At 45.3% G+C, this 23557-nt stretch carries 18 protein-coding genes; 12 read left to right on the top strand and 6 right to left on the bottom strand.

Annotated features, from left to right (window positions below):
• Window positions 1-313 precede the first annotated feature (313 nt).
• The gene (locus tag OCV36_RS17155) at window positions 314-2104 is read right to left on the bottom strand and encodes a sigma-54-dependent Fis family transcriptional regulator (protein ID WP_135457005.1); all 1791 of its coding nucleotides are present in this window, start codon (window positions 2102-2104) and stop codon (window positions 314-316) included.
• Window positions 2105-2459: 355 nt separating this feature from the next.
• Here OCV36_RS17155 and exaC point away from each other — a divergent pair, with 355 nt between their 5' ends.
• Window positions 2460-3980 carry an acetaldehyde dehydrogenase ExaC gene (exaC, locus tag OCV36_RS17160; protein ID WP_017099114.1) on the top strand — a complete coding sequence of 507 codons (1521 nt, stop codon included), beginning with the start codon at window positions 2460-2462 and terminating at the stop codon, window positions 3978-3980.
• A 143-nt stretch (window positions 3981-4123) separates the two neighbouring features.
• Here the strand turns inward: exaC and OCV36_RS17165 are convergent, their stop codons facing one another.
• From OCV36_RS17165 to OCV36_RS17180, 4 genes are all read right to left on the bottom strand, one after another.
• The gene (locus tag OCV36_RS17165; protein WP_135457007.1) at window positions 4124-4861 is read right to left on the bottom strand and encodes an NUDIX domain-containing protein; all 738 of its coding nucleotides are present in this window, start codon (window positions 4859-4861) and stop codon (window positions 4124-4126) included.
• 215 nt (window positions 4862-5076) lie between these two features.
• Window positions 5077-5478 carry a hypothetical protein gene (locus OCV36_RS17170; RefSeq protein ID WP_019821298.1) on the bottom strand — a complete coding sequence of 134 codons (402 nt, stop codon included), beginning with the start codon at window positions 5476-5478 and terminating at the stop codon, window positions 5077-5079.
• A 265-nt stretch (window positions 5479-5743) separates the two neighbouring features.
• Complete coding sequence (gene fghA / locus OCV36_RS17175; RefSeq protein WP_019821300.1) at window positions 5744-6583, bottom strand: S-formylglutathione hydrolase; 840 nt, start codon at window positions 6581-6583, stop codon at window positions 5744-5746.
• A 152-nt stretch (window positions 6584-6735) separates the two neighbouring features.
• Window positions 6736-7884: an S-(hydroxymethyl)glutathione dehydrogenase/class III alcohol dehydrogenase gene (locus tag OCV36_RS17180; RefSeq protein ID WP_135457008.1), complete on the bottom strand. Its 1149-nt coding sequence runs from the start codon at window positions 7882-7884 to the stop codon at window positions 6736-6738.
• A 510-nt stretch (window positions 7885-8394) separates the two neighbouring features.
• On the opposite strand from OCV36_RS17180, the gene OCV36_RS17185 reads away from it, so the two are divergent.
• The 3 genes from OCV36_RS17185 to OCV36_RS17195 all read left to right on the top strand — a co-directional run bounded on the left by OCV36_RS17185 (window position 8395) and on the right by OCV36_RS17195 (window position 12777).
• The gene (locus tag OCV36_RS17185; protein ID WP_135457010.1) at window positions 8395-10566 is read left to right on the top strand and encodes a metallophosphoesterase; all 2172 of its coding nucleotides are present in this window, start codon (window positions 8395-8397) and stop codon (window positions 10564-10566) included.
• Between the two features lie 243 nt (window positions 10567-10809).
• A complete protein-coding gene (locus OCV36_RS17190; RefSeq protein ID WP_102267801.1) occupies window positions 10810-11154 on the top strand; it encodes a DMT family transporter in 345 nt (114 codons plus the stop codon).
• Between the two features lie 183 nt (window positions 11155-11337).
• The gene (locus OCV36_RS17195; protein WP_135457012.1) at window positions 11338-12777 is read left to right on the top strand and encodes an ATP-binding protein; all 1440 of its coding nucleotides are present in this window, start codon (window positions 11338-11340) and stop codon (window positions 12775-12777) included.
• Between the two features lie 175 nt (window positions 12778-12952).
• On the opposite strand, the gene mpaA is transcribed toward OCV36_RS17195, so the two are convergent.
• A complete protein-coding gene (gene mpaA, locus OCV36_RS17200; RefSeq protein WP_135457014.1) occupies window positions 12953-13663 on the bottom strand; it encodes a murein tripeptide amidase MpaA in 711 nt (236 codons plus the stop codon).
• Between the two features lie 149 nt (window positions 13664-13812).
• Between mpaA and OCV36_RS17205 the strand changes: the two genes are divergently transcribed.
• From OCV36_RS17205 to OCV36_RS17240, 8 genes are all read left to right on the top strand, one after another.
• Window positions 13813-15438, top strand: a complete 1626-nt coding sequence (locus tag OCV36_RS17205; RefSeq protein ID WP_135457016.1) for an ABC transporter substrate-binding protein — start codon at window positions 13813-13815, stop codon at window positions 15436-15438.
• A gap of 194 nt (window positions 15439-15632) precedes the next feature.
• Window positions 15633-16517 (top strand): LysR substrate-binding domain-containing protein, encoded by an 885-nt coding sequence (locus OCV36_RS17210; protein ID WP_135457018.1) that lies wholly within the window; start codon window positions 15633-15635, stop codon window positions 16515-16517.
• A gap of 102 nt (window positions 16518-16619) precedes the next feature.
• Window positions 16620-17504 (top strand): carbohydrate ABC transporter permease, encoded by an 885-nt coding sequence (locus tag OCV36_RS17215; RefSeq protein WP_017074494.1) that lies wholly within the window; start codon window positions 16620-16622, stop codon window positions 17502-17504.
• Between the two features lie 23 nt (window positions 17505-17527).
• Window positions 17528-18475 carry a carbohydrate ABC transporter permease gene (locus OCV36_RS17220; protein ID WP_135457020.1) on the top strand — a complete coding sequence of 316 codons (948 nt, stop codon included), beginning with the start codon at window positions 17528-17530 and terminating at the stop codon, window positions 18473-18475.
• Between the two features lie 6 nt (window positions 18476-18481).
• Window positions 18482-19762, top strand: coding sequence for an extracellular solute-binding protein (locus OCV36_RS17225; RefSeq protein ID WP_135457021.1), 1281 nt, complete (start codon window positions 18482-18484; stop codon window positions 19760-19762).
• Between the two features lie 157 nt (window positions 19763-19919).
• Window positions 19920-21419: a CehA/McbA family metallohydrolase gene (locus tag OCV36_RS17230; RefSeq protein ID WP_135457023.1), complete on the top strand. Its 1500-nt coding sequence runs from the start codon at window positions 19920-19922 to the stop codon at window positions 21417-21419.
• Window positions 21409-22152: an HAD family hydrolase gene (locus OCV36_RS17235; protein ID WP_135457112.1), complete on the top strand. Its 744-nt coding sequence runs from the start codon at window positions 21409-21411 to the stop codon at window positions 22150-22152. Before OCV36_RS17230 ends, OCV36_RS17235 begins: the two co-directional genes overlap by 11 nt.
• A 48-nt stretch (window positions 22153-22200) precedes the next feature.
• Entirely contained in the window at window positions 22201-23337 is a 1137-nt protein-coding gene (locus OCV36_RS17240) for an ABC transporter ATP-binding protein (protein ID WP_135457025.1), read from the top strand.
• The last annotated feature ends 220 nt before the right edge of the window (window positions 23338-23557 follow it).

Raw genomic sequence — 23557 nt, forward strand, 5'->3', positions numbered from 1 at the left:
ATAGGGTGATCAAAATTATAAATAGGATTGCATAGTGATCAGATTTATATCTTGTGGGCGAGTTCTATAAGGCAAGCAAATGGCCGTAATTATTTCATTAGCTATTTGTATTCATTGATCTTTTAAATTTATTGATGATATTTATTTGTCGGTAAATCAAGAAGTTGTAGTTTGAGAGTGTCCTGAATATGGATTACTCATTACGTGACTTTGGTCACGCTTTAATTTAATCCGAAGCGCATTATATCCACTTGTAAAGTGTGTATTTATGCGTTGCATGTTCAATCTGAGGAACCAAATCATTGTGCATGTTTTATTGAAGAATCCCCAAGCTCTTTAGCTTTCGATAAATGGTATTGCGGCTGATGCCCAGTATTCGAGATGTCTTGCTGATGTTGCCTTGGTTGGCTTGATAGGTTTGCAGCAAGGTTTCTTCAACGGTACTTCTTAAATCGTTATTCGTTGTGCCTTTGATGGTATTAGGAGTCGTCAGTTGATGCTGATTATCTTGCGCTAATGACGTGAGATGTTGAGCAAGGTGGATAGGCACGTGCTCTAAGGTGAGCTGTGGTTCATCACTCGCGAGTAGGGCGGCGACCTTAAGTAAATTGTCTAATTCACGTATGTTGCCCGGCCAAGAATAGGCGCACAGTAAGCTCATTAAGTGCGGGCAGATTGTTTGCTCATCTTCGGCGTATTTACGATGAATGTGCTCGATTAAGGCGTGTTTGTCTTGTCGGTGTTGCAAGCTTGGCAGAGTAAAGGCCAAGCCATTCAGGCGATAAAAGAGATCTTGTCGAAACTCTCCAGTTGCGACTAACTGTTCTAGGTTTTTATGCGTCGCGGCGATGATCTGACAATCGACTTGGTAGCTCTGATTTGAGCCAACAGGCACTACGGATTTGTCTTGCAGAACATGCAGCAATCGGCATTGAGCTTCCAAAGGCATGTCGGCTATCTCATCTAGAAATAAGATCCCTTTATCTGCCTGGCGGATCTTGCCTTGGAAACCTTTGTGACTGGCGCCCGTAAACGCCCCCGGCGCGTAGCCAAACAGTTCAGATTCGATAAGATCTTTCGGTAGCGCCCCGCAATTTACTGCTACTAAGGGTGAAGATTTACGCTGGCTTTGCTTGTGCAGTGCTTTAACAAATTCGCCTTTACCAACCCCTGTTTCACCTAGGATTAATAGGCTGATTCCTTTGTCGATAACCTTGTTGGCTTGCTGCCAAGCGTGTTCTATCTGTTGTTCGCCATGGTGCAAATCGCACGATGCTGAAATGGAACGCGTGCGCTTGGTCGTTGTTTGTTTGAGATGCTGTTTCTCAAACACAAAGGGCGTGTCTAATGAGGTTCGGTTGAAGAGAGTGTCGATGCACTCGCCGACGATCGAGGTTTGATCCAGCAGTTGAGAGGCAACTTGATTGTGCGCCACTACCTCGCCAGCTTCGTTCGCTATCACTATCCCTTGCCAACCACTGTGTAACAACGATTTTTCACACGCGAGGTCAATACGAGTGGTGCCTTGTGGGATATGACTCAGTAGCTGATTTTCAACAAGCTGAACCATATTTTGAACCAGTAGCTGTACCGAAGTATCGTGTTGTTGCTGCTCACTGGTGATGTCCAATACGCCCACCATTTGACCTTGGTGATCAAACACCGGGCTCGCTGAGCAACTGATAAAACGATGCTGGTGGATGAAGTGCTGTTCGCCAATGATCGATACTGGCTTGGCTTCAACAATCGCGGTGCCAATCGCGTTGGTGCCTTTAAGTTGTTCCTGCCAACACGCCCCTGAGCTGAGTGCAATCGAAGTTAGTTTCTCTTTAAACCGCTCCTGTCCCCAACTCGCCAGAATCACTCCCTCAATATCGGTCAAAATCAAGCGGCTGTCAGTGCGTGCAAACATCTGATTAAACAGAGGTAGCGCATTGCGTTCGACGATCTGAATCAAGTCAGACGATTGATGACGTCGCTGCTTAAGAATCGATTGTGGTAGGCGAATGTCTTCGGGAAGTCGTCTCTGTTTTAGACCCGCTTCTGTGCTGCGGTGCCAAGAGGACGAAAGCCAATCTGAGGTGTTTGCTTGTTGAAGGTGCATGACTGTTCCATGTCGTAACAGTGAGGGTGTACCAAATTGGAACAGTTGAACATTGGAGTGGTTTCCATACGTCCGTTCAATGCCAACTCACTTTGGGTTGTAAACGTTTGGTAATCATAGTTTTACAATTTATTAACAACAAGTTTTGAAGTTCTGGCGTGTGATTTGCGTTGTTACTGTTGTGAAGAAAACACGAAGTATCAGTGTTTTAAACAGAAAGTATAAACATGGTGGCTCTCTTCTTACGAGCTTTCTTCTCACGAGATCTGTTCTCAAGGGAAGCCGCCATGCTAGCTCGACAACATAAGCTCAACAACGAATGAACAACGACTAAAAATTAAAGAAGGATCTAACTATGATTTACGCACAGCCGGGTAGTGATAACGCAGTGGTTAACTTTAAAGCGCAATACGATAATTTTATCGGTGGCGAGTGGGTGAAGCCTGTTAGCGGCGAGTATTTTGATAACATTTCCCCAGTGAATGGTCAGGTGTATTGCCAAGTGGCACGTTCAACCGAGGCGGATATTAGCTTGGCACTTGATGCGGCGCACGCTGCTCGTGCAAGTTGGGCTTCGACCAGTGTGACTGAACGTTCGAACATTCTGCTTAAAATTGCTGACCGCATTGAAGCGAACCTTGAAGAAATCGCTGTTGCTGAAACATGGGAAAACGGCAAGCCTGTACGAGAAACTCTAGCGGCGGATATCCCTTTGGTTGTTGATCACTTCCGTTATTTCGCGGGTTGTATCCGAGCACAAGAAGGCAGCGCAGCAGAGCTAGATTCAAACACCGCAAGTTATCACTTCCCAGAACCTATTGGTGTGGTGGGGCAGATCATTCCTTGGAACTTCCCGATTTTAATGGCGGCTTGGAAACTGGCTCCAGCACTTGCTGCGGGCTGTTGTGTGGTAATGAAACCCGCCGAGCAAACACCAACATCGATTTTGGTGATGATGGAGAAGATCGCTGACCTTCTACCAGCAGGCGTGGTCAACATCGTGAATGGTTTTGGTAGCGAAGCGGGTCAAGCGTTAGCAACCAGCGATCGTTTGGCGAAGCTAGCTTTTACCGGTTCGACAGAAGTTGGGCATCATATTTTGAAATGTGCGGCTGAAAGCTTGATTCCATCAACGGTTGAGCTTGGCGGTAAGTCTCCAAACATCTACTTCCCAGACATCTTTAACCATGAAGATGAATACCTAGATAAGTGTGTTGAAGGCATGCTGCTTGCGTTCTTCAACCAAGGTGAAGTGTGTACTTGTCCATCACGTGTGTTGATTCATGAATCGGTATACGACAAGTTCATCGCCAAGGTAGTCGAGCGTGCTCAAACTATTAAACAAGGTAACCCGCTAGATACCGATACTCAGGTTGGCGCACAAGCTTCAAAAGAGCAGTTTGATAAGATCTTGAGCTACCTAGAAATCGGTCGTCAAGAAGGTGCGAAAGTGCTAACAGGTGGTGAAATCGCTCAGCAACCAGATGATCTCGGCAACGGTTACTACATTCAGCCAACCATGCTGGAAGGGCACAACAAGATGCGTGTATTCCAAGAAGAGATCTTCGGCCCTGTTATCGCGGTAACTACCTTTAAAGATGAAGCAGAAGCGTTAGAGATCGCCAATGATACCGAGTATGGCTTGGGTGCAGGCGTGTGGACGCGTGATGCAAACCTAGCGTATCGCATGGGGCGCAACATTGAAGCGGGGCGTATTTGGGTGAACTGTTACCATGCTTATCCAGCACATGCCGCGTTTGGTGGTTATAAGAAATCAGGCATCGGCCGTGAGACACACAAGATGATGCTCGACCACTACCAAAACACTAAGAACCTGTTGATCAGCTACGATACTAATCCGTTGGGCTTCTTCTAATACAGGTTCGCTCTAAAAATATGAGAATGAATCATGGGTACAAAGAATAACTAACAACGCAGTTGGCTTAATTAAGAAAAACAAAAGCTAGAAACCAAAACGCCCAACTCATTTGAGTTGGGTGTTTTTATGTTTGAATAGCTCTAGCTTTTCGAAAAGAAGATTTCGGGCTTGTGGACAGGGCCATAGTTACCTTCTAGCTGAGTGAGTTCCAAACCTTGCTTTTCTATCAGAGAACCAACCAATTGGCGGTTAAACGGGTAACTGTCGGGGTTGTTAATATACTCTTCAACATCAATCCATTTAGCTTCTGCAATTTCATCAGTGTCTTGAATCGCGATCTCTTGAGTTTGAGCTATCAGGTGACAAATAAAGTAGAGGTTTGATTTACCGAATTGATAGGGGTGTCTTGTCGCCATGCCAACCACAGAAACGAACGTTGCTTCGATACCTGTCTCTTCCAAGGTTTCTCGAACTACCGATTCTTCAATGCCTTCACCCAACTCAATATGGCCGCCAGGTAACTTGTAGCCTGTCATGCCGTGCTCTTTGATCATCAGCACTTGGTTGTGTTCGTTAGTGATCAACGCGCCAGCACCCAAGGTGTGGGTAGGGATGAAAGGCACAAACTCTACAATCTCGGATTTGTGGATCAGCGTAATTTCGTCTTCTAGACAGTTGTGAAACACAAAGCCAAGCTCAGTCGCCACCGGAATAAGGTGCGAGAGTGAAATAGGTAAACTAATCCAAATGATGCCTTTGTTATTCTGCTTTGAAAATTCGGTGATCTCGCTGAGTTCGGCATTGAATGAGTCAGCATCGTGAGGGGCTGTTGCTGGGTCAATGATGATGCCGTTAAATTTGTCGAGCGTAAATTCCACGGGTGATCCTTTATTATTTTTGATTTATTGGGAGTCGAGCATAGGTGGAGCTTATCTTATCTCAAGAGCTTATAAAACCTGCTCTGTTGTAGCATTTTTAAGAGCACGGCAGTGGTGGGTAAAAGTGAGGGAGAGTGTAAAGCGGCGGCTAGAAACAAAAACTGCGCTTGGAAGCCAAAGCGCAGTCTGAAGGTAAATCTTATTTAAGGTCTATTCTAACGAATATAGTTTGCATCAACACTTACGTACCAGTGCTGAAGCTTGCCGTCAGATTTTTTGATCCACAAATCGTTGGTGTAGCTCTCAATCTTGCCGTTAACCGTTAAATTGAACGTGTTCTCGTCGAATTCGCCAAGTTTCACGAACTGGTCTGTGGTAATCAGAAACGGGTCCATGTCGTCCACGCCAACCACATCAGAAATCACATAGTAGTGGTAAGTCAGCGGCTTACTGGCATCATTCGGGTTGCTGCGATACGCCACAAGCTTGAACGGTTCCGTTAATGGAACGTCAAGCGTTTGCTTGTCCATGGTCGCTGGAATCGGGATAAACAGCCAAGCGGTAAACAGACCGCTCAATAAAACCATCAGGAAGAAAAGAGTCTTAATTGCTTTCATAGCAACCTTCAAAATAGGTGATGTTGAAGACGCTATGGTAACAGGTTTGATTTGCTGATTGTAAGAGTATGAATAAGTGAAGGCATCACCTGTCTGTTAGGAAGTTTGAACGAATTGACACACTGTTCATAACTTTTTGTTTTAAATCTTTGTTCACTACTCTCTGCGAACATCCCTCGGTTTAGATTGATGAATGTAAGCAAACCGCAGGCACAAAAAAGCCCACACCTCACGCTTTTGCAAGGTGTGGGCTAAATCGGTGTGACTACTTGTTTAGGTAAGCTGCGTGGAACTCAATATGCTCATCAATAAAGCTCGAGATGAAGAAGTAGCTATGGTCGTAACCTGGCTGCATACGTAGCTCTAAATCGGCATTGGTTACCTTAGCCGCTTCGACTAATTGCTCAGGTTTAAGCTGCTCAATCAGGAAGTTGTCCGCTTCGCCTTGGTCAACCAACATTGGTAGCTTAGTGCCTTTGGTTTTTAGAAGCTCAGAGGCATCGTAGTGTTTCCACTCTTCAATATCTAAGCCTAGATATTGGTTGAATGCTTTCTGTCCCCAAGGGCATTGCATTGGGTTGGTGATTGGGCTGAATGCCGAGATAGAACGGTAGCTATCTTCGTTCTTGATGCCAATCGTTAGGGCACCGTGTCCGCCCATGCTGTGACCCGAAATTGATTTCACTGAAGTCACAGGGAAGAAAGACTCAATCAAGGCTGGTAGCTCTGTCACCACGTAATCGTACATATGGTAATGGCTGTCCCATGGTGCTTGAGTGGCATTCACATAGAAGCCTGCACCTTGGCCTAAGTCGTAGTTTTCATTGTCGGCAACGCCTTCGCCGCGTGGGCTAGTGTCTGGTGCGACAATCGCGATACCTTGCTCAGCCGCGGCTTTGAATGCGCCGGCTTTTTGCATGAAGTTTTCATCGGTACAGGTTAAGCCTGATAACCAATACAAAACAGGAACTGGGTTTTCTTTGCTTGCGTTAGGCGGCAAGAAAATCGCAAAACGCATGTTGCAGTCAAGCGTTGCAGAAAAGTGGGTGTATTGTTTGTGCCAACCACCAGCAACCTTTGCTTGGCTAATGTTTTCGATTGTCATCTATTGTGCTCCGTTAGGTTGATGGTTTGGGGAATAACGTGTCTATATCATTTAAAGTTTCACCACCCACCGGGCAGGAGGTGGTGAAGACAGTTTGTTGCTTTTCCTTTATAACTTTGGCCTCGACACCTAAGTATCGAGACCAAGGAGAATTACTTATCCATATGTAGAACAGTACGGATAGATTCACCTTTGTGCATTAGGTCGAATGCTTCGTTTACGTCTTGCAGACCCATTGTGTGAGTGATGAACTCTTGAAGACCAAACTCACCCGCCATGTAACGGTTAACGATTTCTGGAAGCTCAGAGCGGCCTTTAACACCACCGAAAGCAGAACCACGCCATACACGACCAGTCACTAGTTGGAATGGACGAGTTGCGATCTCTTGACCTGCACCTGCAACACCAATGATGACTGATTCGCCCCAACCTTTGTGACAGCATTCAAGTGCTTGACGCATCACGTTTACGTTGCCGATACACTCGAAAGAGTACTCAACACCACCGTCTGTCATCTCAACGATAACGTCTTGGATTGGCTTGTCGAATTTAGTCGGGTTGATGCAGTCAGTCGCGCCAAGCTGTTTTGCTAGATCGAACTTGCTCTCGTTGATATCTACACCGATGATGCGGTTAGCACCAGCCATGCGAGCACCAATGATTGCAGAAAGACCGATACCGCCTAGGCCGAATACAGCAACGTTGTCGCCTTTTTCAACTTTAGCTGTGTTCAGTACTGCGCCCATACCTGTAGTTACACCACAACCTAGAAGACAAACTTCTTCAAGTGGTGCTTCTTTGCTTACTTTTGCTAGAGAGATTTCTGGAAGTACTGTGTACTCAGAGAAAGTAGAGCAACCCATGTAATGGAAAATTGTTTCGCCGTTAATAGAGAAGCGGCTTGTACCGTCTGGCATTAGGCCTTTGCCTTGCGTTTCACGAACCGCTTGGCATAGGTTAGTTTTACCCGATTTACAGAATTTACATTCGCCACATTCAGCGGTGTAAAGTGGGATAACGTGGTCGCCAATTTCAACACTTGTAACGCCTTCGCCGATCATCTCAACGATACCGCCACCTTCGTGACCAAGGATTGAAGGGAAGATACCTTCTGGATCGTCACCTGATAATGTGAATGCGTCAGTGTGACAAACACCAGTAGCAACGATGCGAACTAGAACCTCACCCGCTTTAGGAAGTTGTACATCAACTTCTTCCATTTTTAGTGGCTCGCCAGCTGCCCATGCAACCATTGCTTTTGATTTGATATGAGTTTGACCAGGTTTAATTTCGATTGTCATTGGATGCTTCCTATATATGTCAGTACAGCGGATAACTGTGCAATTAGCTTCAACCCGTTAAGAGTAGTTGAGCTTAATTATTTCCGCTCTCTCGTTTTGTTGGAGCTAGTATAGGTGTGAGTGCGAGTTTTGATAATCCCCTTAAATAGAAAATGATTATTACGTATTTGTAATAGTTAGTATAAAGATCTGCTCTCCGTTCCCAGTAATTACTTTATTCAGATCGAGTCGGGTTTTGATGGAGGACTACTTATCCAAATAGTCTGAATGCATAGTTGTCATTGATATTTGAGTGGTTGTGTTATGGCAGCTTATATATTAATAACTGATTCCTACGATAGAGTTATCAATACTTATAATCGTTACTAACTAATTGAATTTTAATGATTGAAGCAATGTCGCATAAGCACTCTGCATACGACGTTTTGTAAGATATCAGAAACAATAGTGTCATTTTACTCACCTAATCTCCTCGCCAAATTTTGAGTTCTAACTTTTTGGGAAGAGAAAATGAAAAAGAGTACATTGACCGTACTGTCAGGCTTGATAGCAGCAGATCTGGTTGGTTGCAATTCAAGTTCACCAAGTGATGACAGCGGCAATATGGATAGCGCAGTGCAAGTGGCGTTCATGCCTGATATCCATTTCCATGATGTTTACGGTGATTTTCAGGACGGCTCGTTCGCAGGGTTGCCGAATGCAATCAGTGGTAAGAATGCAACGATCAGAACGATGGAGTCTCAGATGAACTCTACTCGTCTATTCAACGAAAACTACTTCGCGATGATTGCGGCGTTAGATGATGTGGTTGAGCGTGGCGTGAAGTACGTAGCCCTGCCGGGTGACTTCAGTGATGACGGCCAACCCATTCATATGCGTGGTTTAGTAAGCATTTTTGATCACTACCGCGACACGTACGGCCTTGAGTTTTTTGCAGCACCTGGCAACCACGATCCAGTGAGGCCTTTTACTATCCCTGCGGGTAAGTCCGACTTTTTAGGTGAAGGGGGCAAGAACCAACGTATTTACAGCCGCGGTAAAGAAGAGTGTGTTGGCTATGAAGATGAGTGGACAACCATTCCTGGATCCGGTGACAACCTCGATACCATTTGTACTGAAGAAGTGCGTGAGTGGGGTTATGAAGAGATCATGAGTATCCTTGGTACTCACGGTTTCTATCCTCAGCAAGATTATCTCTACTTTGAAACGCCTTACAGTAGTGACCAAGCTCGTGCTAACTACAGCTATGACTTAGCTAAAGAAGAAGCGGCCTTTGACAAACGTATGTACGAGATCTGTTACGAAGGCACTGGAGGCAGTTACAAAGCGAGCGGTTACTCAAGCTGTTCTGAAGTGCCTGATACCAGCTACTTAGTAGAGCCTGTGAAAGGACTTTGGTTGTTGGCAATCGACGCGAATGTTTATCGTCCCAAAGAAGGTTCGTCTGATAGTTCTTTAGATGGAAATACGTTTGATGGCTCAAGCAGTGCTGGCTACAACATGATGCTGACCCACAAAGAACATGTGATCGATTGGATCTCTGATGTAGTAAAAGCAGCGAAAGAACAGAATAAGACTCTGGTCTCTTTCTCACACTTCCCAATGACCGATTTCTACAACGGTGCCTCTGAAGAGATTGAAGACTTGTTTGGAGAAGGAAGCCATCAATTGGCTCGTGAACCAGATGACAATACCAGCCGAGCATTGGCAGCGACTGGTTTAAACATTCACGTTGGCGGTCACATGCACTTTAATGATACGGGTAAGAAGAGCTTCAATATTGATGGTGTTCAACACACACTCTTCAACATCCAAGCGCCATCGCTAGCGGGTTACATCCCAGCTTACAAGCTGCTGAACATTCGCCCGGATAACCAAATCGAAGTTGAAACCGTCGTTATCGATCAAGTTAAACGTTACAACGAGCTATTCAGTCACTATGAAGAAGAGCATGAATATCTTACTCAAGCTGCAATCGGAGACCCAGAAGCACAAGCGAAAATCTGGAACAAAGATATTTTGGATTCAGAGAGCTACTACGAACTGACTGATTGGCATATCCGCGAGTTAACGCGTCTGCGTTTCCTTCCTAGTGATTGGCCAATCGAAATGCGTAAAATGATCATGCGCATGAACGGTGAAGATATGATGATCATGTCTCAGCTAGAAACCAATTTTACGGTTTGTCAGCTAGCTGATGAAATGAATTATCCAGTCGAGGGTTGTGTTGCAAATGGCGTAGAAGACTACGAGCAATTTAAACAAGACTGGCAAGCAGCGAAAGTTGAAGCTGACGCTATTGCATCTCAAGAAGGTCTAGTGCTTGAAGATTTCGCAACATGGGAAGGTGAAACTCTTGCAACCGACTTCTACCGACTACGTAATGCAGATGAACTGGCTTTCCGTGATATCGGTGAAACACAACTGCGCCAATACGAGTTGCTAAGTCGAGAGCTTTCAGAGTTTGATGGCACGGTGGATTCTGAACTGGGTGACCTTGGCCAATATACGGTTGGTGAAGTGTTCCGCTCTCGTTTTGGTAGCTTGTTCGTGATTCTTGAAAAATTCGCAACAGGCCAAGCGAGTGACCACTTCTTGATCGATATCGACCAGCAAACCTTGACCGATCTGAAAGGTGAAGTGAAGCGCGATATTTTAAGAGGCTCTACGTCAGTAAACTAAGCGTTACGGCTTGTTTTTAATAGACTAGCTACCTAGATTACTCAATTGAAAAAGAGCCTGTTAGCCATGTGTTAGCGGGCTCTTTTATTTTGTATAAAGATGAATTACCTAAGATCTATTCAGTGAATTTTTTGATTAAGACATTTTAGGGTACGTCATAATAATTGCTTACTGAAAATCGCATGAATTGGAAATAAAACTACAATATTCTGAGCGCCGTATTTTATTGTTGTGGACTCGAACATGCTTTTATCTCTCCCACCTCCAGTGATGCTGTCACTGGCCATCGTGCTTGAAGTTGTCGCAACTTCTCTATTACCTAAAACGCAGCAATTTACTTCTTTACCTGCTACTGCCGCGGTATTAGCTAGCTACGGCTGTGCCTTTTATCTGTTGTCTCTCACAGTGCAAACCATGTCCTTGGGTGTGGCGTATGCGATTTGGTGTGGGGCAGGGATAGTGCTAGTCGCAGCTTTGTCTTGGTTGGTCTACGGGCAAAAACTCGATATTTTCGCGATAATTGGCATCGCTTTGATTTTGGCTGGTGTGGTGATTATCAACTTGTTTTCGAGCTCGGTGAGTCATTAGTGGCCTCCAGGTTCTTTTACCTAACTGAAGCTCATAGCATTAATACTCACCAATTAAACATATAGCCTTTATTTATCAATGGATAACCATGAATAAGTCCACACTTATATTATCAACTGATTGTATAGCGCCATATTGAGTATTATGATGCATAGTCTTAATTTACAGTATGCATGATTTATAATGAAAAATTACCAGGTAAATGACGTTTTCACACCAGCTTCTCCTGCGAAAGTTAACTTCATAGAGCGCAAGCAAATCAATACGAGAATAGTTAGAGCTCTACAAACTAAAGGCAAACAAGTCGTAATTTATGGACATTCCGGTTCAGGAAAGACATCTCTAATCGAGAATAAACTAAAACAAGTCTATAGTTCACATATCAAAACTAACTGCATGAAAGGCATGACATTTGAAAATGTCATGCTGGATGCTTTTGACCAACTTTGTCCATATTATCTAGATGAAACTGTTCAGATTGAAAAAAACAGTGTGAAGGGTACCATCGTAGCAAACATTAAGCTTATTAAAGCTCAAATTGGTGGTAACAATGACTCATCAACTCAAGCTAAAACGAAGCGCGTTTTACCGCCTCAACTTACGGGGTCTAGTCTAGCTAAAATGATCGGTGAGGCTGGGCTTTGTTGGGTACTAGAAGATTTTCATAAGATTCAAGATTCGGATAAAGAACAATTATCTCAATTGATGAAAGTTTTTATGGACCATTCTGATGTTTACCCTGACCTAAAGATAATTGCTGTTGGGGCTGTAAATACTGCTAGGCAAGTTGTTCAGTATGACTCTGAAATGCGCCGTCGAGTATCAGAGCTTAAAGTTCCATTGATGAATGAAAAAGAGATCCATAAAATAATAGAACAAGGCTGTAACCTATTAAACATAACAGTTGAGCCTGACATATATGACGAAGTATGGAACCACTCGAATGGTGTAGCCTCAATTTGCCATCAACTTTGCCAACTAATGTGTGAATCCGAAGGTCTAACGGAAACTAACCTACTAGGGCGTCAAGATGATTATGTATTAGACTATTCTCATTTAAAGTACGCACAGCGCGAGTATCTAGAAATTGAATCCGATACTATAAAGCGTGCTTTCGACAACGCATTTAAAGTCAAGAACTCACAGGAAGTTCTATACATTATGGCGAAAATGGATAGTTATGATGCGGACATTAGTAAAATAGTTGATGCGTCGGTACTAAACGAATATTCACTCAAAAAAACACAATTAGCTAAGGCATTAGATCAGCTTTGTACAGAAGAGTTCGGTGAACTGTTAAAGTTTGATGAAGACTCTCATAATTACAGCTTTTCTGACCCATTCTATAAAACTTTCGCTCAATTTCTCATCATAGAGAGTCAAGATGCACACTCATCGAAGAAGAAGCTGTCTGATTCAGAAAGACAGCAGTTACTGAATCAAGCCTTCAGCTCTTTAGTTGGTACTTACCAAGATGCCCCAAGAACAACGAGCATTCCTAGTGGCGACTCTACTACTATTGTAAATGATGATTTAGATCCGTTTGAAGATGAGGATGATGACGTTCTTATTGCAGCGAAAGAGATTCGTAAACTGAAGCGTCAAGAAGAGGTTGTAAAATAACAAGTCTAATAATTTAATCAATGCTAACGTATTGGAAGAGCCAGGCTTTTATATGTCTGGTTCTTTAAATATGTATTTGTTTTTTGTCTTAGCATTACTATCGCAATCTTTAATAAATGTATCGAAGTGATTATCTTCAAATCATAGATTCAGGAATGTCAAAAAACGTGCTTGTCTAACCAACCTCCTCACACCCCAACACCTTCGCAAACGCATCCAAATACTGTTCTATAGTCAGATCCGCTGAAACGGGCGGTAGCTCCACGGTGATGCACGGTAGGTTTCTTTCTTGGCACCAAGTGCCGAATGAGCCTGGGGTTTCGTAATCGACGTCTTCGACAAGTGGTAGGTTGAACTGTTTGCCCAGCCAAATGGCGAGTTCAGATTGGGTTGGGTCGTCGACCATAGCGAGTGGTTCGTGGAAAGAGATGACGAACTTGGGTTGGCGCTGTTCGATGAGGTTGATAAGCGATTGCACTTCCGGTTCAAGCTGATCGGCTTGCCCCGTTTTTACTTTTACATCTCTGACTGGTGAGTGAGAACTCCAGCGATAGACAGTGCCGTTTTCTGTCCAGTTTTTAGTCGGAAAGGCGCGGTTTAAATCGACTTGGTTAGCGTTAGCGCGAGTGCCTAGTTGATTGCCATCTGGGTTCATCGACAGGATCACATCGTGTCGTAAGTTGGCGGCAGGCAAACTTCTTAGGGCGCAAGACAAACCTGCGATAGATGCGGTTTCATCACCATGTGTGCCTGCCAAAATTAGCCCGCGAGATTCGCTTTCTATTTGCGCGGGGAAGTAGAGCAAGGGTGCGCCCAACACCGATTTTCCATATGACAGCGGCTTTATCGAAAACGCAGCTCTTTCCGTTCTTGGAATTAAACTCACCTTAATCTCCTGATTGATCAAGTACTATCAAATAGTCACTACTATTTAGATGACCTCTATTAAATAAACCATAGCGTCAAAACTCGTCAACCGTCGCATTGTTAATTTTATTACTTTGCTTCAAAGATAGGCTAGGAGAGCAAAAAAACATGGATTTTAAGAAACATTCAACGGCTTTAATCATTTCATCTTTATTGACCCCTTTTATCTCAGTGACTGCCGTTGCTGAAACATTGCCTGCCGGAACTTCTCTGGCGAAAGAGCAACACTTGGTGCGCGCTAATGATGCAGAAGCGGCGACACTCGATCCGGCGAAGGCAGAAGGCTTGCCCGAAATGCACATTCTACGCGACCTATTTGAAGGGTTAGTGATTCAAGATCGTGATGGCAATATCACCCCAGGTGTTGCGGAATCTTGGGAAACCGAAGACAACCAGACGTTTGTATTCCACCTGCGTAAAGATGCTAAATGGTCGAATGGTGATCCAGTGACGGCCGATGATTTCGTGTATGCGATAAGACGAGCGGTCGACCCGAAACTGGCTTCGCCGAATGTTTGGTATCTTAAACTTACTCAAATCAGCAATATTGCTGACGTGGCGGAAGGTAAGAAGCCCGTTGAAGAGTTAGGTATCTCTGCTGTCGACAAGCACACGGTGAAGTTCGAGCTTGATAGTAAAGTGCCTTACTTGGTGGCGATGACAGGCCACACCTCAATGATGCCAGTTCACAAGACAACGCTAGAAAACAGCGACAAGCCGTGGAGCGATCCTAAGCAGTTTGTGGGGAATGGCGCTTTTGTTTTAGACGAGTGGGTGGTTAACGAACGGATTGAACTGAAGAAGAATCCTAACTATTGGGACAGTTCAGATACGAACCTAACTCAAGTGACTTACATTCCGTTTGAGAACCAAAATTCCTCGATTAACCGTTATGCGGTGGGCGAGGTTGATATCACTTCTGACGTACCAACACATATGGCGCAGCAGCTGAAAACAAAGTATCAAGACGCTTATACCGCCGTCCCTCTACTGTGTACTTATTACTACGCATTCAATACCACACGACCTCCGTTTGATGATGCGAGAGTGCGTAAAGCGGTGTCTTACTCAATGATGCGTGATGTGATTACCAATGGCGTCACTCAGGTGGGTAACTTGCCGGCTTATACCTTTGCTCATGAATACACAGCAGGCTTTGATGCGACTCTGCCTGAATACAGCACATGGACTCAAAAGGAACGTGACCAAAAAGCAAAAGAGCTACTGAAAGAAGCGGGGTACGATGCAGCTAATCCATTGGATTTCAAATTGCTCTACAACACCAGTGAGTCGAACAAGTCGATTGCGGTGGCGATTGCATCCATGCTGAAAGGCAACCTAGGCGCGCAAGTTGAGTTGGAAAACCAAGAGTGGAAGTCTTACCTAGTATCACGTCGCCAAGGTGATTTTGATGTAATGCGAGCGTCTTGGTGCGGTGACTACAATGAAGCGTCGACCTTCTTGAGCCTATTGCGCTCAGAGTCATCGGGTAATTTTGCGCGTTACAACAACGACAAGTACGACTCAGCGATGGACAACGCATTAGCCGCAACCAATGAGCAAGATCGCCAAGGTTTCTATGATCAAGCGGAGCAGTTACTGGCTGAAGATATGCCTATCGCGCCAATCTATTACTACATGCAGGCTCGCCTAGTGCGACCAAGTGTCGGTGGTTTTGCTAAGAACAACGTTGAAGGGCGCATCTATTCAAAGGATCTTTATATCAAAGAATAGATAAGCCTGATGCGAGCTCTGATATGACGAAGCGAAGGCATTACGTATAAAAATAGAAATAAGAAATAAAAGAAAAGGGACATTGATCATAAATATCTGATCAATGTCCCTTCGTCATTAATCTGTAACTAGAACCGCAAAAAACTGAAACCTGATTGAAGTATTTTTCACTTTTATTTCAATCAGGTGAAGCCATGTTACCCCCTCTACGCGCCCTTGTTGCGTTCGAAGCTGTTGCTCGTCTTGGTTCCATTGGCGCCGCTGCCCGAGAGCTTTGTGTGACTCAAGCTGCGGTTAGCCAGCAGCTCAAAAGTTTAGAAGCCTTTCTCGATACCACCTTGTTTGAACGCAGCTCTAAAGGCGTGAAGCTGACCTCTTCAGCTCAACATTATCAACCGATTGTTGCGGGCTCGCTTGCTCACTTGAAGCTACAGACTCAAATCCTGTTCGGGGAAAAAGAAACCGACGTGTTAAGCCTGCGCGTTAACCATACCTTTTGCCATAACTGGCTGTTACCTCGCCTGCCATCCTTTTATCAAAAATACCCTTTTATCAGGCTCGATATTCAGCTGGTGGACTGGCCATCAACTACCCCCTGTCAGAATATCGATATCGAACTGACCAATGGCAAGGTTGAAAGCGAAGACACTCATTGCGAGCGACTGTTTCAGGAGCATTGGCAGTTGGTGTGTAGCCCTCAATTCAAAGTCGCTCATCAAGAATTACTCAGCAAGCCCGACTTCGCTGCTCTGCCGACGGTTCAGGTGAAAGGCTACCGAGAGAACTGGCTGCAATGGCTTGGGCATAACCAATTCGAAATGACATTACCTAAGGTTTTGCTCGAAGTGAGTAACTCTTTGCATGCATTAGAGGCGGTCAAACATGGCATTGGAATATTGCTGGTGCGTTCGCTCGCAGTGTCTGAGTTGCTAAAGAAAAACGATCTTGTACTGGCGAGTGATTCGTCGATGCCTGCCGAGTCTGCCCACTATCTCATTACCAAACACAGTCGCAGCGCAAAGGTGAATTTCTTCTGTGATTGGCTCTATCACCAGATGGAAGACGGTGAACTGGAGTAAACATTTTCTTATGGATAGCCATAAAAAAAATGAAGGGCGCTCTTACTAACCTGTCATAAAAAACACTTAGTTTAACCGCATACAAATAAGGACGAGGTCACCATGAGTGCTTTCTCACAACCAATGAAAAACCGCTTAAAGGTACTGTTATTTACTGCTCCGTTGTTGGTGCCACTGTTTACTTTTTGGCTCGTACCATTTGGTTATTCAATTTATATCAGCTTCACCGATTGGGATTACATCTCGCCAGATTATTCGTTCATCGGTTTAGAAAATTACGAGTATATGGTTGAGGACTACGAGTTTATTCAAGCGGTGCTCAACACGTTTTGGTTCTCTGTTGGTGTGGTGATCCCCACCATCATTCTTGGTCTTGTGTTTGCCATGTTGCTGCACAAAAACTTCAAGGGTAGTCAGTTCTATCGTGCGGTGATCTTCTCTCCTTGGATCACGCCAACGGTCGCGGTGTCGATTGTTTGGTCTTGGGTTTTTGAAACTAAATCGGGCTTGGCAAACCACTTATTGGAGTCGGCAGGGTTTAGCGCGATTCCATGGCTAGAGAACGGTAACACAGCCTTGATTGCGGTGATTATCGTAACGGTGTGGCAAGCAATTGGTTGGACGATGCTGTTTTACATCAGTGCGCTCAACAAGATTCCAGAGTCACTGTATGAGGCCTCTTTGATTGATGGTTGCAGTAGCTTAACGCGCTTTTTGAAGATAACGCTGCCGCTGATTTCCCCAACCACATTCTTCTTAGTGGTGGTCAACATTATCACGGCAATGCAGGCGTTCGATCAGTTTCAGATCCTAACGCAAGGCGGGCCGGGCGGTGAGACTCGTACCTTGTTGTACTTGTTCTACCAACAAGCGTTTGAGCGTTACGAAATGGGACCTGCGGCCGCAACATCGTTAGTGATATTCCTGATTACTGGATTGTTGGCACTTATTAATACCTACATCGGCAAGCGCTGGGTGTACTACTAGTCGATTTTTGAAAGGACAGAATTATGACCACGCAAGTATTGGATGCCAATCAAGTCTTAAATCAAAGAGCGGCTGAATCTAAAGTCACAACCCAAACGAAAGCGGCCAAATCAGAGATTGCGTCAAAGAAAAGCTCAGTGGTTCGTCGTTCGTTTATCGCACTGGCTAAGCACCTGTTCTTAGCGACCTGCGGAACCATTATGGTGTTCCCGTTCTTATGGATGTTGTCTGGTTCGCTGAAAACCAATGATGAAATCTTTGCTAGTCCGCTGAACTTGATTCCAGAGCAGTTTCGTTGGGAAACGTTTGTCGAAACCTTTCACAGCGCGCCGTTTGGTTTGTACATCTTCAACAGTTTTAGCGTGGCTTTGTTCACTACGCTGTTGGTGATTGTGAACTCGGCGATGTTTGCATACGCGCTAACTCAGTTGAAATTTCGATCGAAGACAGTGCTCTATTTCATCGTGATGGGCTGTTACATGCTGCCGGGCGCAGTGACGTACATTCCGTCTTATATCACCTTGGCAAAACTGGGCTTGTTGGATTCACACATGGGATTGGTGGCGTCGAACGCGGCATCAGTTTTCGGAGTGTTCTATCTACGCCAAGTGTTTATCAAGGTGCATCCGTCGCTGATTGAAGCGGCAAGAATTGATGGTGCAGGTGAGCTCAAAATCTTATGGGCAATCATCTTACCGCAATGCCGAGCAGCAGTCGCAACACTGTTCCTCATCACTTTTATTACCAATTACAACAGCTACATGTGGCCGAGTCTGGTTATCACCACTCAGGATCTTAACCTGATTGCGACCGGGATTCGTCACTACTTTATTGCCGAAGGTAACTATGGATTGAACTGGTCGCAAATCATGGCGGCGAGCACCATTGCAGTATTGCCTTTGTTAATTCTATTCGTCATTTGTCAAAAGACGATTCTTTCAGGTATCGCCGATAACGGCGTAAAAGAGTAAACGGAAATGAAACTAAAAACTCTCGCACTAGTGTGTGCTGGCGCAGCAAGTGCGTCTATGTTCTCTAGCAGTGTTCTTGCCGCAACCGAAGTTAACTTTTGGTATTCCGGTGGTACTAAGCCACAGCAAATGATGACTAAGCTCATCGAAGAGTTCAATGCGAGCCAAGATGAGTATGTGGTGAAGCCAGCATTGCAAGGTAACTACACAGAAACCTACCAGAAACTGCAAGCAGGCTTGGCGTCGAAAACGGCACCGGAACTTGTGCTGCTAGATTCAGGTCGTGCGGAAGCAATGCACGGACGTGGTTTGAGCCGCGACCTAACGGCTTTCATGGATGAAGAGTTCAACTTCTCTGATTTCATTGGCGCGTTTAAAGATCAAGTGACGGCAGACGATGGCACCATCATCGGCTTGCCTGCTTACGGCACAACTCAAGTTTTCTACTACAACAAGCAGGTATTGGCAGACAACGGCTTTACTGAGCAAGACCTAAACACATGGCAAGGCGTGGCTAAGGTCGCTGAAAAAGTCACACAGCGTGATGAGAAAGGCAAAGTGACTTTTTATGGCTGGGAGCCGATGTGGGGTCAAGACAACATGATTGACGCGGCTTTCTCTAACGGCGCGAAGATCATCAGTGATGATGGAAAAACAGTGTTAATTGACTCGGCTGAATGGGTTGAGGTGTGGGACAGCTTCCGTAAGTGGATCCACGATGATCAAATTATGCGCATTCACTACGGCGGTCAAGGCTGGGAATACTGGTACAAAACCATTGATGACGTGATGAAAGACAACGCACTAGGCTACACCGGTTCATCGGGCGACCAAGGCGACTTGGACTTCACTAAACTTTCAGCCACCACACAACCAGGTTGGGGATCAAACCCTTCTGCGCCACAAGCGGGTGCGCTGGTTTACGTGATGCCAAAAGGCACAGATGAAGCGGCAGCGAAAGGCGCGTTCGAATTCGTTGAGTTCTACACCAATGCGAAGAACACCGCAGCATGGTCAATGTTTACGGGTTATATCCCAGTGCGTAACAGCGTTTCTGAAGTACCAGAATACCAAGCGTTCACTAAAGAGAATCCGCAAGCTCTGATTCCTTTGAAGCAAGCAAACACGGCGACCAAAGACTTCCTAGACCCTACTAACGGTAAGATCATGGATGCGTTGAAAGTAGCCGCGGATCAGATTCAAATCCAAAATGTGCCTGCTGACAAAGCGCTAAAACAAGCGGCTAAGAAAGCGCAACGCGCACTAGACCGAGCTAATCGTTCTTAATCAGTAAACGCTCGTGATTAAAATTCGTCGCTAGCTATGAGCTTCTAGTTCCTAGTTATAAATAGCGAACAACGAACGATGAACTAACAAAGGCCCATCTTTTCGGGTGGGCCTCTTTTGACCCTGTCCTTCAATTAGGACGAATTTGGTGAAGACAATGACCCAATTTCAAGGTGAGCTGCCGTTTGGCAGAGTACGTATCCCTTTCGATGTGCCAACAGGTTCTCACAGCGTAGTGATTACAGGCACGACGGTGAAAAAAGGATTCTTGTACGCGGCGGCATACGATGCCAACCAAGCATTTCGTGGCAAGGTGCTGTTTGAAAAAGCGTACAAGTCACTCACTATCCAACAGCAAGACTCCGGGTTAGGCGCGATTGATGGTGCCATTTCATCGGGCGAGTGGTTCTTAGAACTTTACAATCTCGAAGGTGAGTTTCGCACCGAGCGCGCGATGCAATATCAAGTCGATGTGCTTTATTCTGATGAGTTAGTTAATCATTCTAATGAGCTAGGTACTGACGGAATTGAGAGTGAGTTAGAGCTGAACCCAACGGTCACCACTGATCACGATATCGAGTTCGATTACAGCCACATGCTGAGTTCTGACTCTCGCTGGTATCGAGGTGATTTACACGCCCACACTCAGCTTTCAGATGGCCATAACACCTTGGCAGCGGCTAAAGATATTGTCGAATCACAAGGGCTCGATTTCTTCTTCTTTACCGAGCACAACATCTGCCAACCTAAGCTGCCTGTATCAAAGCAATGCTTGTTCTTACCCGCGTTAGAAGTAACGACAGACCTAGGACACTTCAATGTTCATGGCCCAGTTAAGTCTTTAGACCTGAGGGACGTTGAACACAGCAGCCAAGCGACCATGGAAGCCGGATTAAATCTAGTTAGAAATGGACACAGCTCCCTTGGCATTAATCACCCAATGATGAAGCCGTGGCATTGGCATTACGATCAAGTGGATCTCAGCCAAGTGTCTACGTTTGAAGTGTGCTGCGACCCTACTTGGTCAACCTCGCCGAAAGCGACCGAAGAGGCGTTATTGGTTCTCAATGAAATGTGGAATTGTGGCCAGCGCATTACTGCGATTGGCGGCAGTGATTCACACCTTGAGCCTCATGAGCGTAATCCGAAATCAGATGAGCCTTCCATCTATGGCGACCCATCGACCTTCGTTTACAGCCACGGTTTGAGTGGCGAAGGCATCTTGTCTGGTTTGCGTAACGGACAAGTCTATCTGGAGCGCCGTTGCGGCTTGAAGTTTGATATCAACTTGGGAGACTTGCTGCCAGGTAACGACTCTCAAGGGCTGGCACTTACTTATCGTATCGCAGTCACTGATTCAGAAAGCCCTTACTACGCGGAGTGCGTAGTTGATGGCGAGATCGTAGATCGAATCGCTCTCAACGATGAACTGCAAAGTATCCATATCGAAGAAGGGTATCGTTGGAGCCGCGTCGATATTCGTCGTGGAGATCTTCCATTCTCAATAGGATCGAACAGCACTCAATCTTCATCGAATGAGAATGAATTTGAAGGCTGCATCAATGCCGTATTCGACGGTAAACAACCAGAATTTAACCAACCCCTAGTGCGTACTTGGGGAGAACTAATGGAGCGAATGAGCCGTGATGAAGTTTAAGGCGATGTTATTTGATAAAGACGGCACATTGTTAGAGTTCCACAAGATGTGGCTCAACGTTTCTCGTGGTGCTTGTGAGCGTGTGAAATCATACAGTGACCAGCATCAAGGTAATCAAACTGTCACACCTGCTGAGTTACTCTTGGCCATTGGTGTGGAAGGTGATGTGGTTGATAACTATGGACTATTAGCTTCAAACCCAGTGGAAGATACCGCGATAGCGTGGTTTAACATGCTGCAACCCAATGTCTCGCTTACTGAGTTTACCAAGGTGACCAAAGCGGCGTTCAATGACGAAGTGGAAGCGAACCCAGGCTGGATTGAAGCGCTACCGGGAGTGACTGAAAAGCTTGGTCTGTTCAAGCAACAAGGCATGATTTTAGGCATCGCGACCGCAGACACCAAAGACTCGACCATCTACACGCTCGAGCAATCGGGTTTGAGCGAGATGTTCGATTATGTCGGTTACTCCGATGGCGATATCGAACCGAAGCCAGCGCCCGCACTGCTCAATGCATTCTGTGAACAATGCGGTATTGAGCCACACGAAGTGATCATGTTTGGTGACACGGTTTCAGATATGGAGTTTGGACGTAACGCAGGCGCAAGCAATGTTGGCGTGCTGACAGGAACCGCACAACAGAGCGAGTTAGAACCTGTGGCGGATCTGGTTATCGCATCAGTTGCCCATTTTGAGCTCAATCAACTGCAAGAACGCAGCCTAAGCGTTTAACGACAGAATCTAAAGATAGTATTTAACGAATTGATTTAAGGACAGGTTATGGCTGAAGTCACACTGAGAGGGGTAGAGAAAACCTACCCAAATGGTTTTAAGGCCGTGCACGGTGTCGATCTGAATATTCGCGAAGGTGAGTTCATGGTGTTTGTTGGGCCGTCTGGCTGCGCAAAATCCACGACGCTTCGTATGATCGCAGGCCTTGAAGATATCTCAGAAGGCGATGTCTACATTGGCGACAAGCGTGTGAATGAGCTGCCACCTAAAGATCGTGGCATCTCCATGGTGTTTCAAAATTACGCGCTTTATCCGCACATGTCGGTGTACGAAAATATGGCTTTTGGCCTTAAGCAGCAGAAGCTGCCAAAGCATGAAATCAATAAACGTATTGAAGATGCAGCCAAGACGTTGGATATCGAACATCTGCTAAATAACAAGCCGGGTGAAATGTCCGGCGGTCAAAGGCAGCGTGTGGCTCTAGGTCGTGCGATGGTGCGCAAGCCAGATGTATTTCTGTTTGATGAGCCTCTGTCTAACTTAGACGCTAAGCTGCGTGTTTCAACGCGTGTCAGCATTGCGCAGCTACACAATAACCTGAAGCAAGAAGGACAGAATGCCACCATGATCTACGTGACACACGATCAGGTGGAAGCCATGACTCTTGGTGATCGTATCTGTGTATTGAATCAAGGTGAGATCATGCAAGTCGATACGCCGATGAATCTTTATCAGTATCCAGCGAACAAGTTTGTCGCAGGCTTTATTGGCTCGCCAGCCATGAACCTTATCAAGGTGAGAGTGGACGAGATTGACGGTGTGATGAACGTGGTATCGGAAAGTGGTGCACGTTGGACGCTACCACAAGATAAGCAGGCTATCGCTCGTGAAAAAGCAGGAGAGTGGCTGTGGTTTGGTGTTCGCCCTGAGCATATTCAATTGGCCAATCACGATGCTCCATTGTCTGAGGTGAATACTCAAACGCACAGGCTTGATGTTGTCGAGTCTATGGGTAACGAGCTTTATCTCTACTTTAAAGTTGGATCTGACAAGCTGGTGGCGCGTGTTCCGTTTGATGCGAATCGCATTGCAAACAGTGGCGAAGAGACCGTGCTCCATTTTAACACGCTACAGTGTCACTTGTTTGATTTGGAAACCGAAGAGTCGCTTGTTTCTCAAGTCTGATCAGACTGACGTTACAGAGCTCAAGCTTGTGACCAATTGTTTAGATAAACAAATCCCCATTCGCTGACAAAACGAATGGGGATTTTAGTTAGCAGGGGTAGTTATTTTATCAATAGTGGGCAATCATTAATTTATTGGTTATTTCTAAGTTATTTTAACCTTTAATAAATTATATGAGGTGCATAACGATATAACAATTTTTCCTCATTGCTCTGCAGCT

It is taken from the genome of Vibrio echinoideorum (assembly GCF_024347455.1).
GTDB lineage: Bacteria > Pseudomonadota > Gammaproteobacteria > Enterobacterales > Vibrionaceae > Vibrio > Vibrio echinoideorum.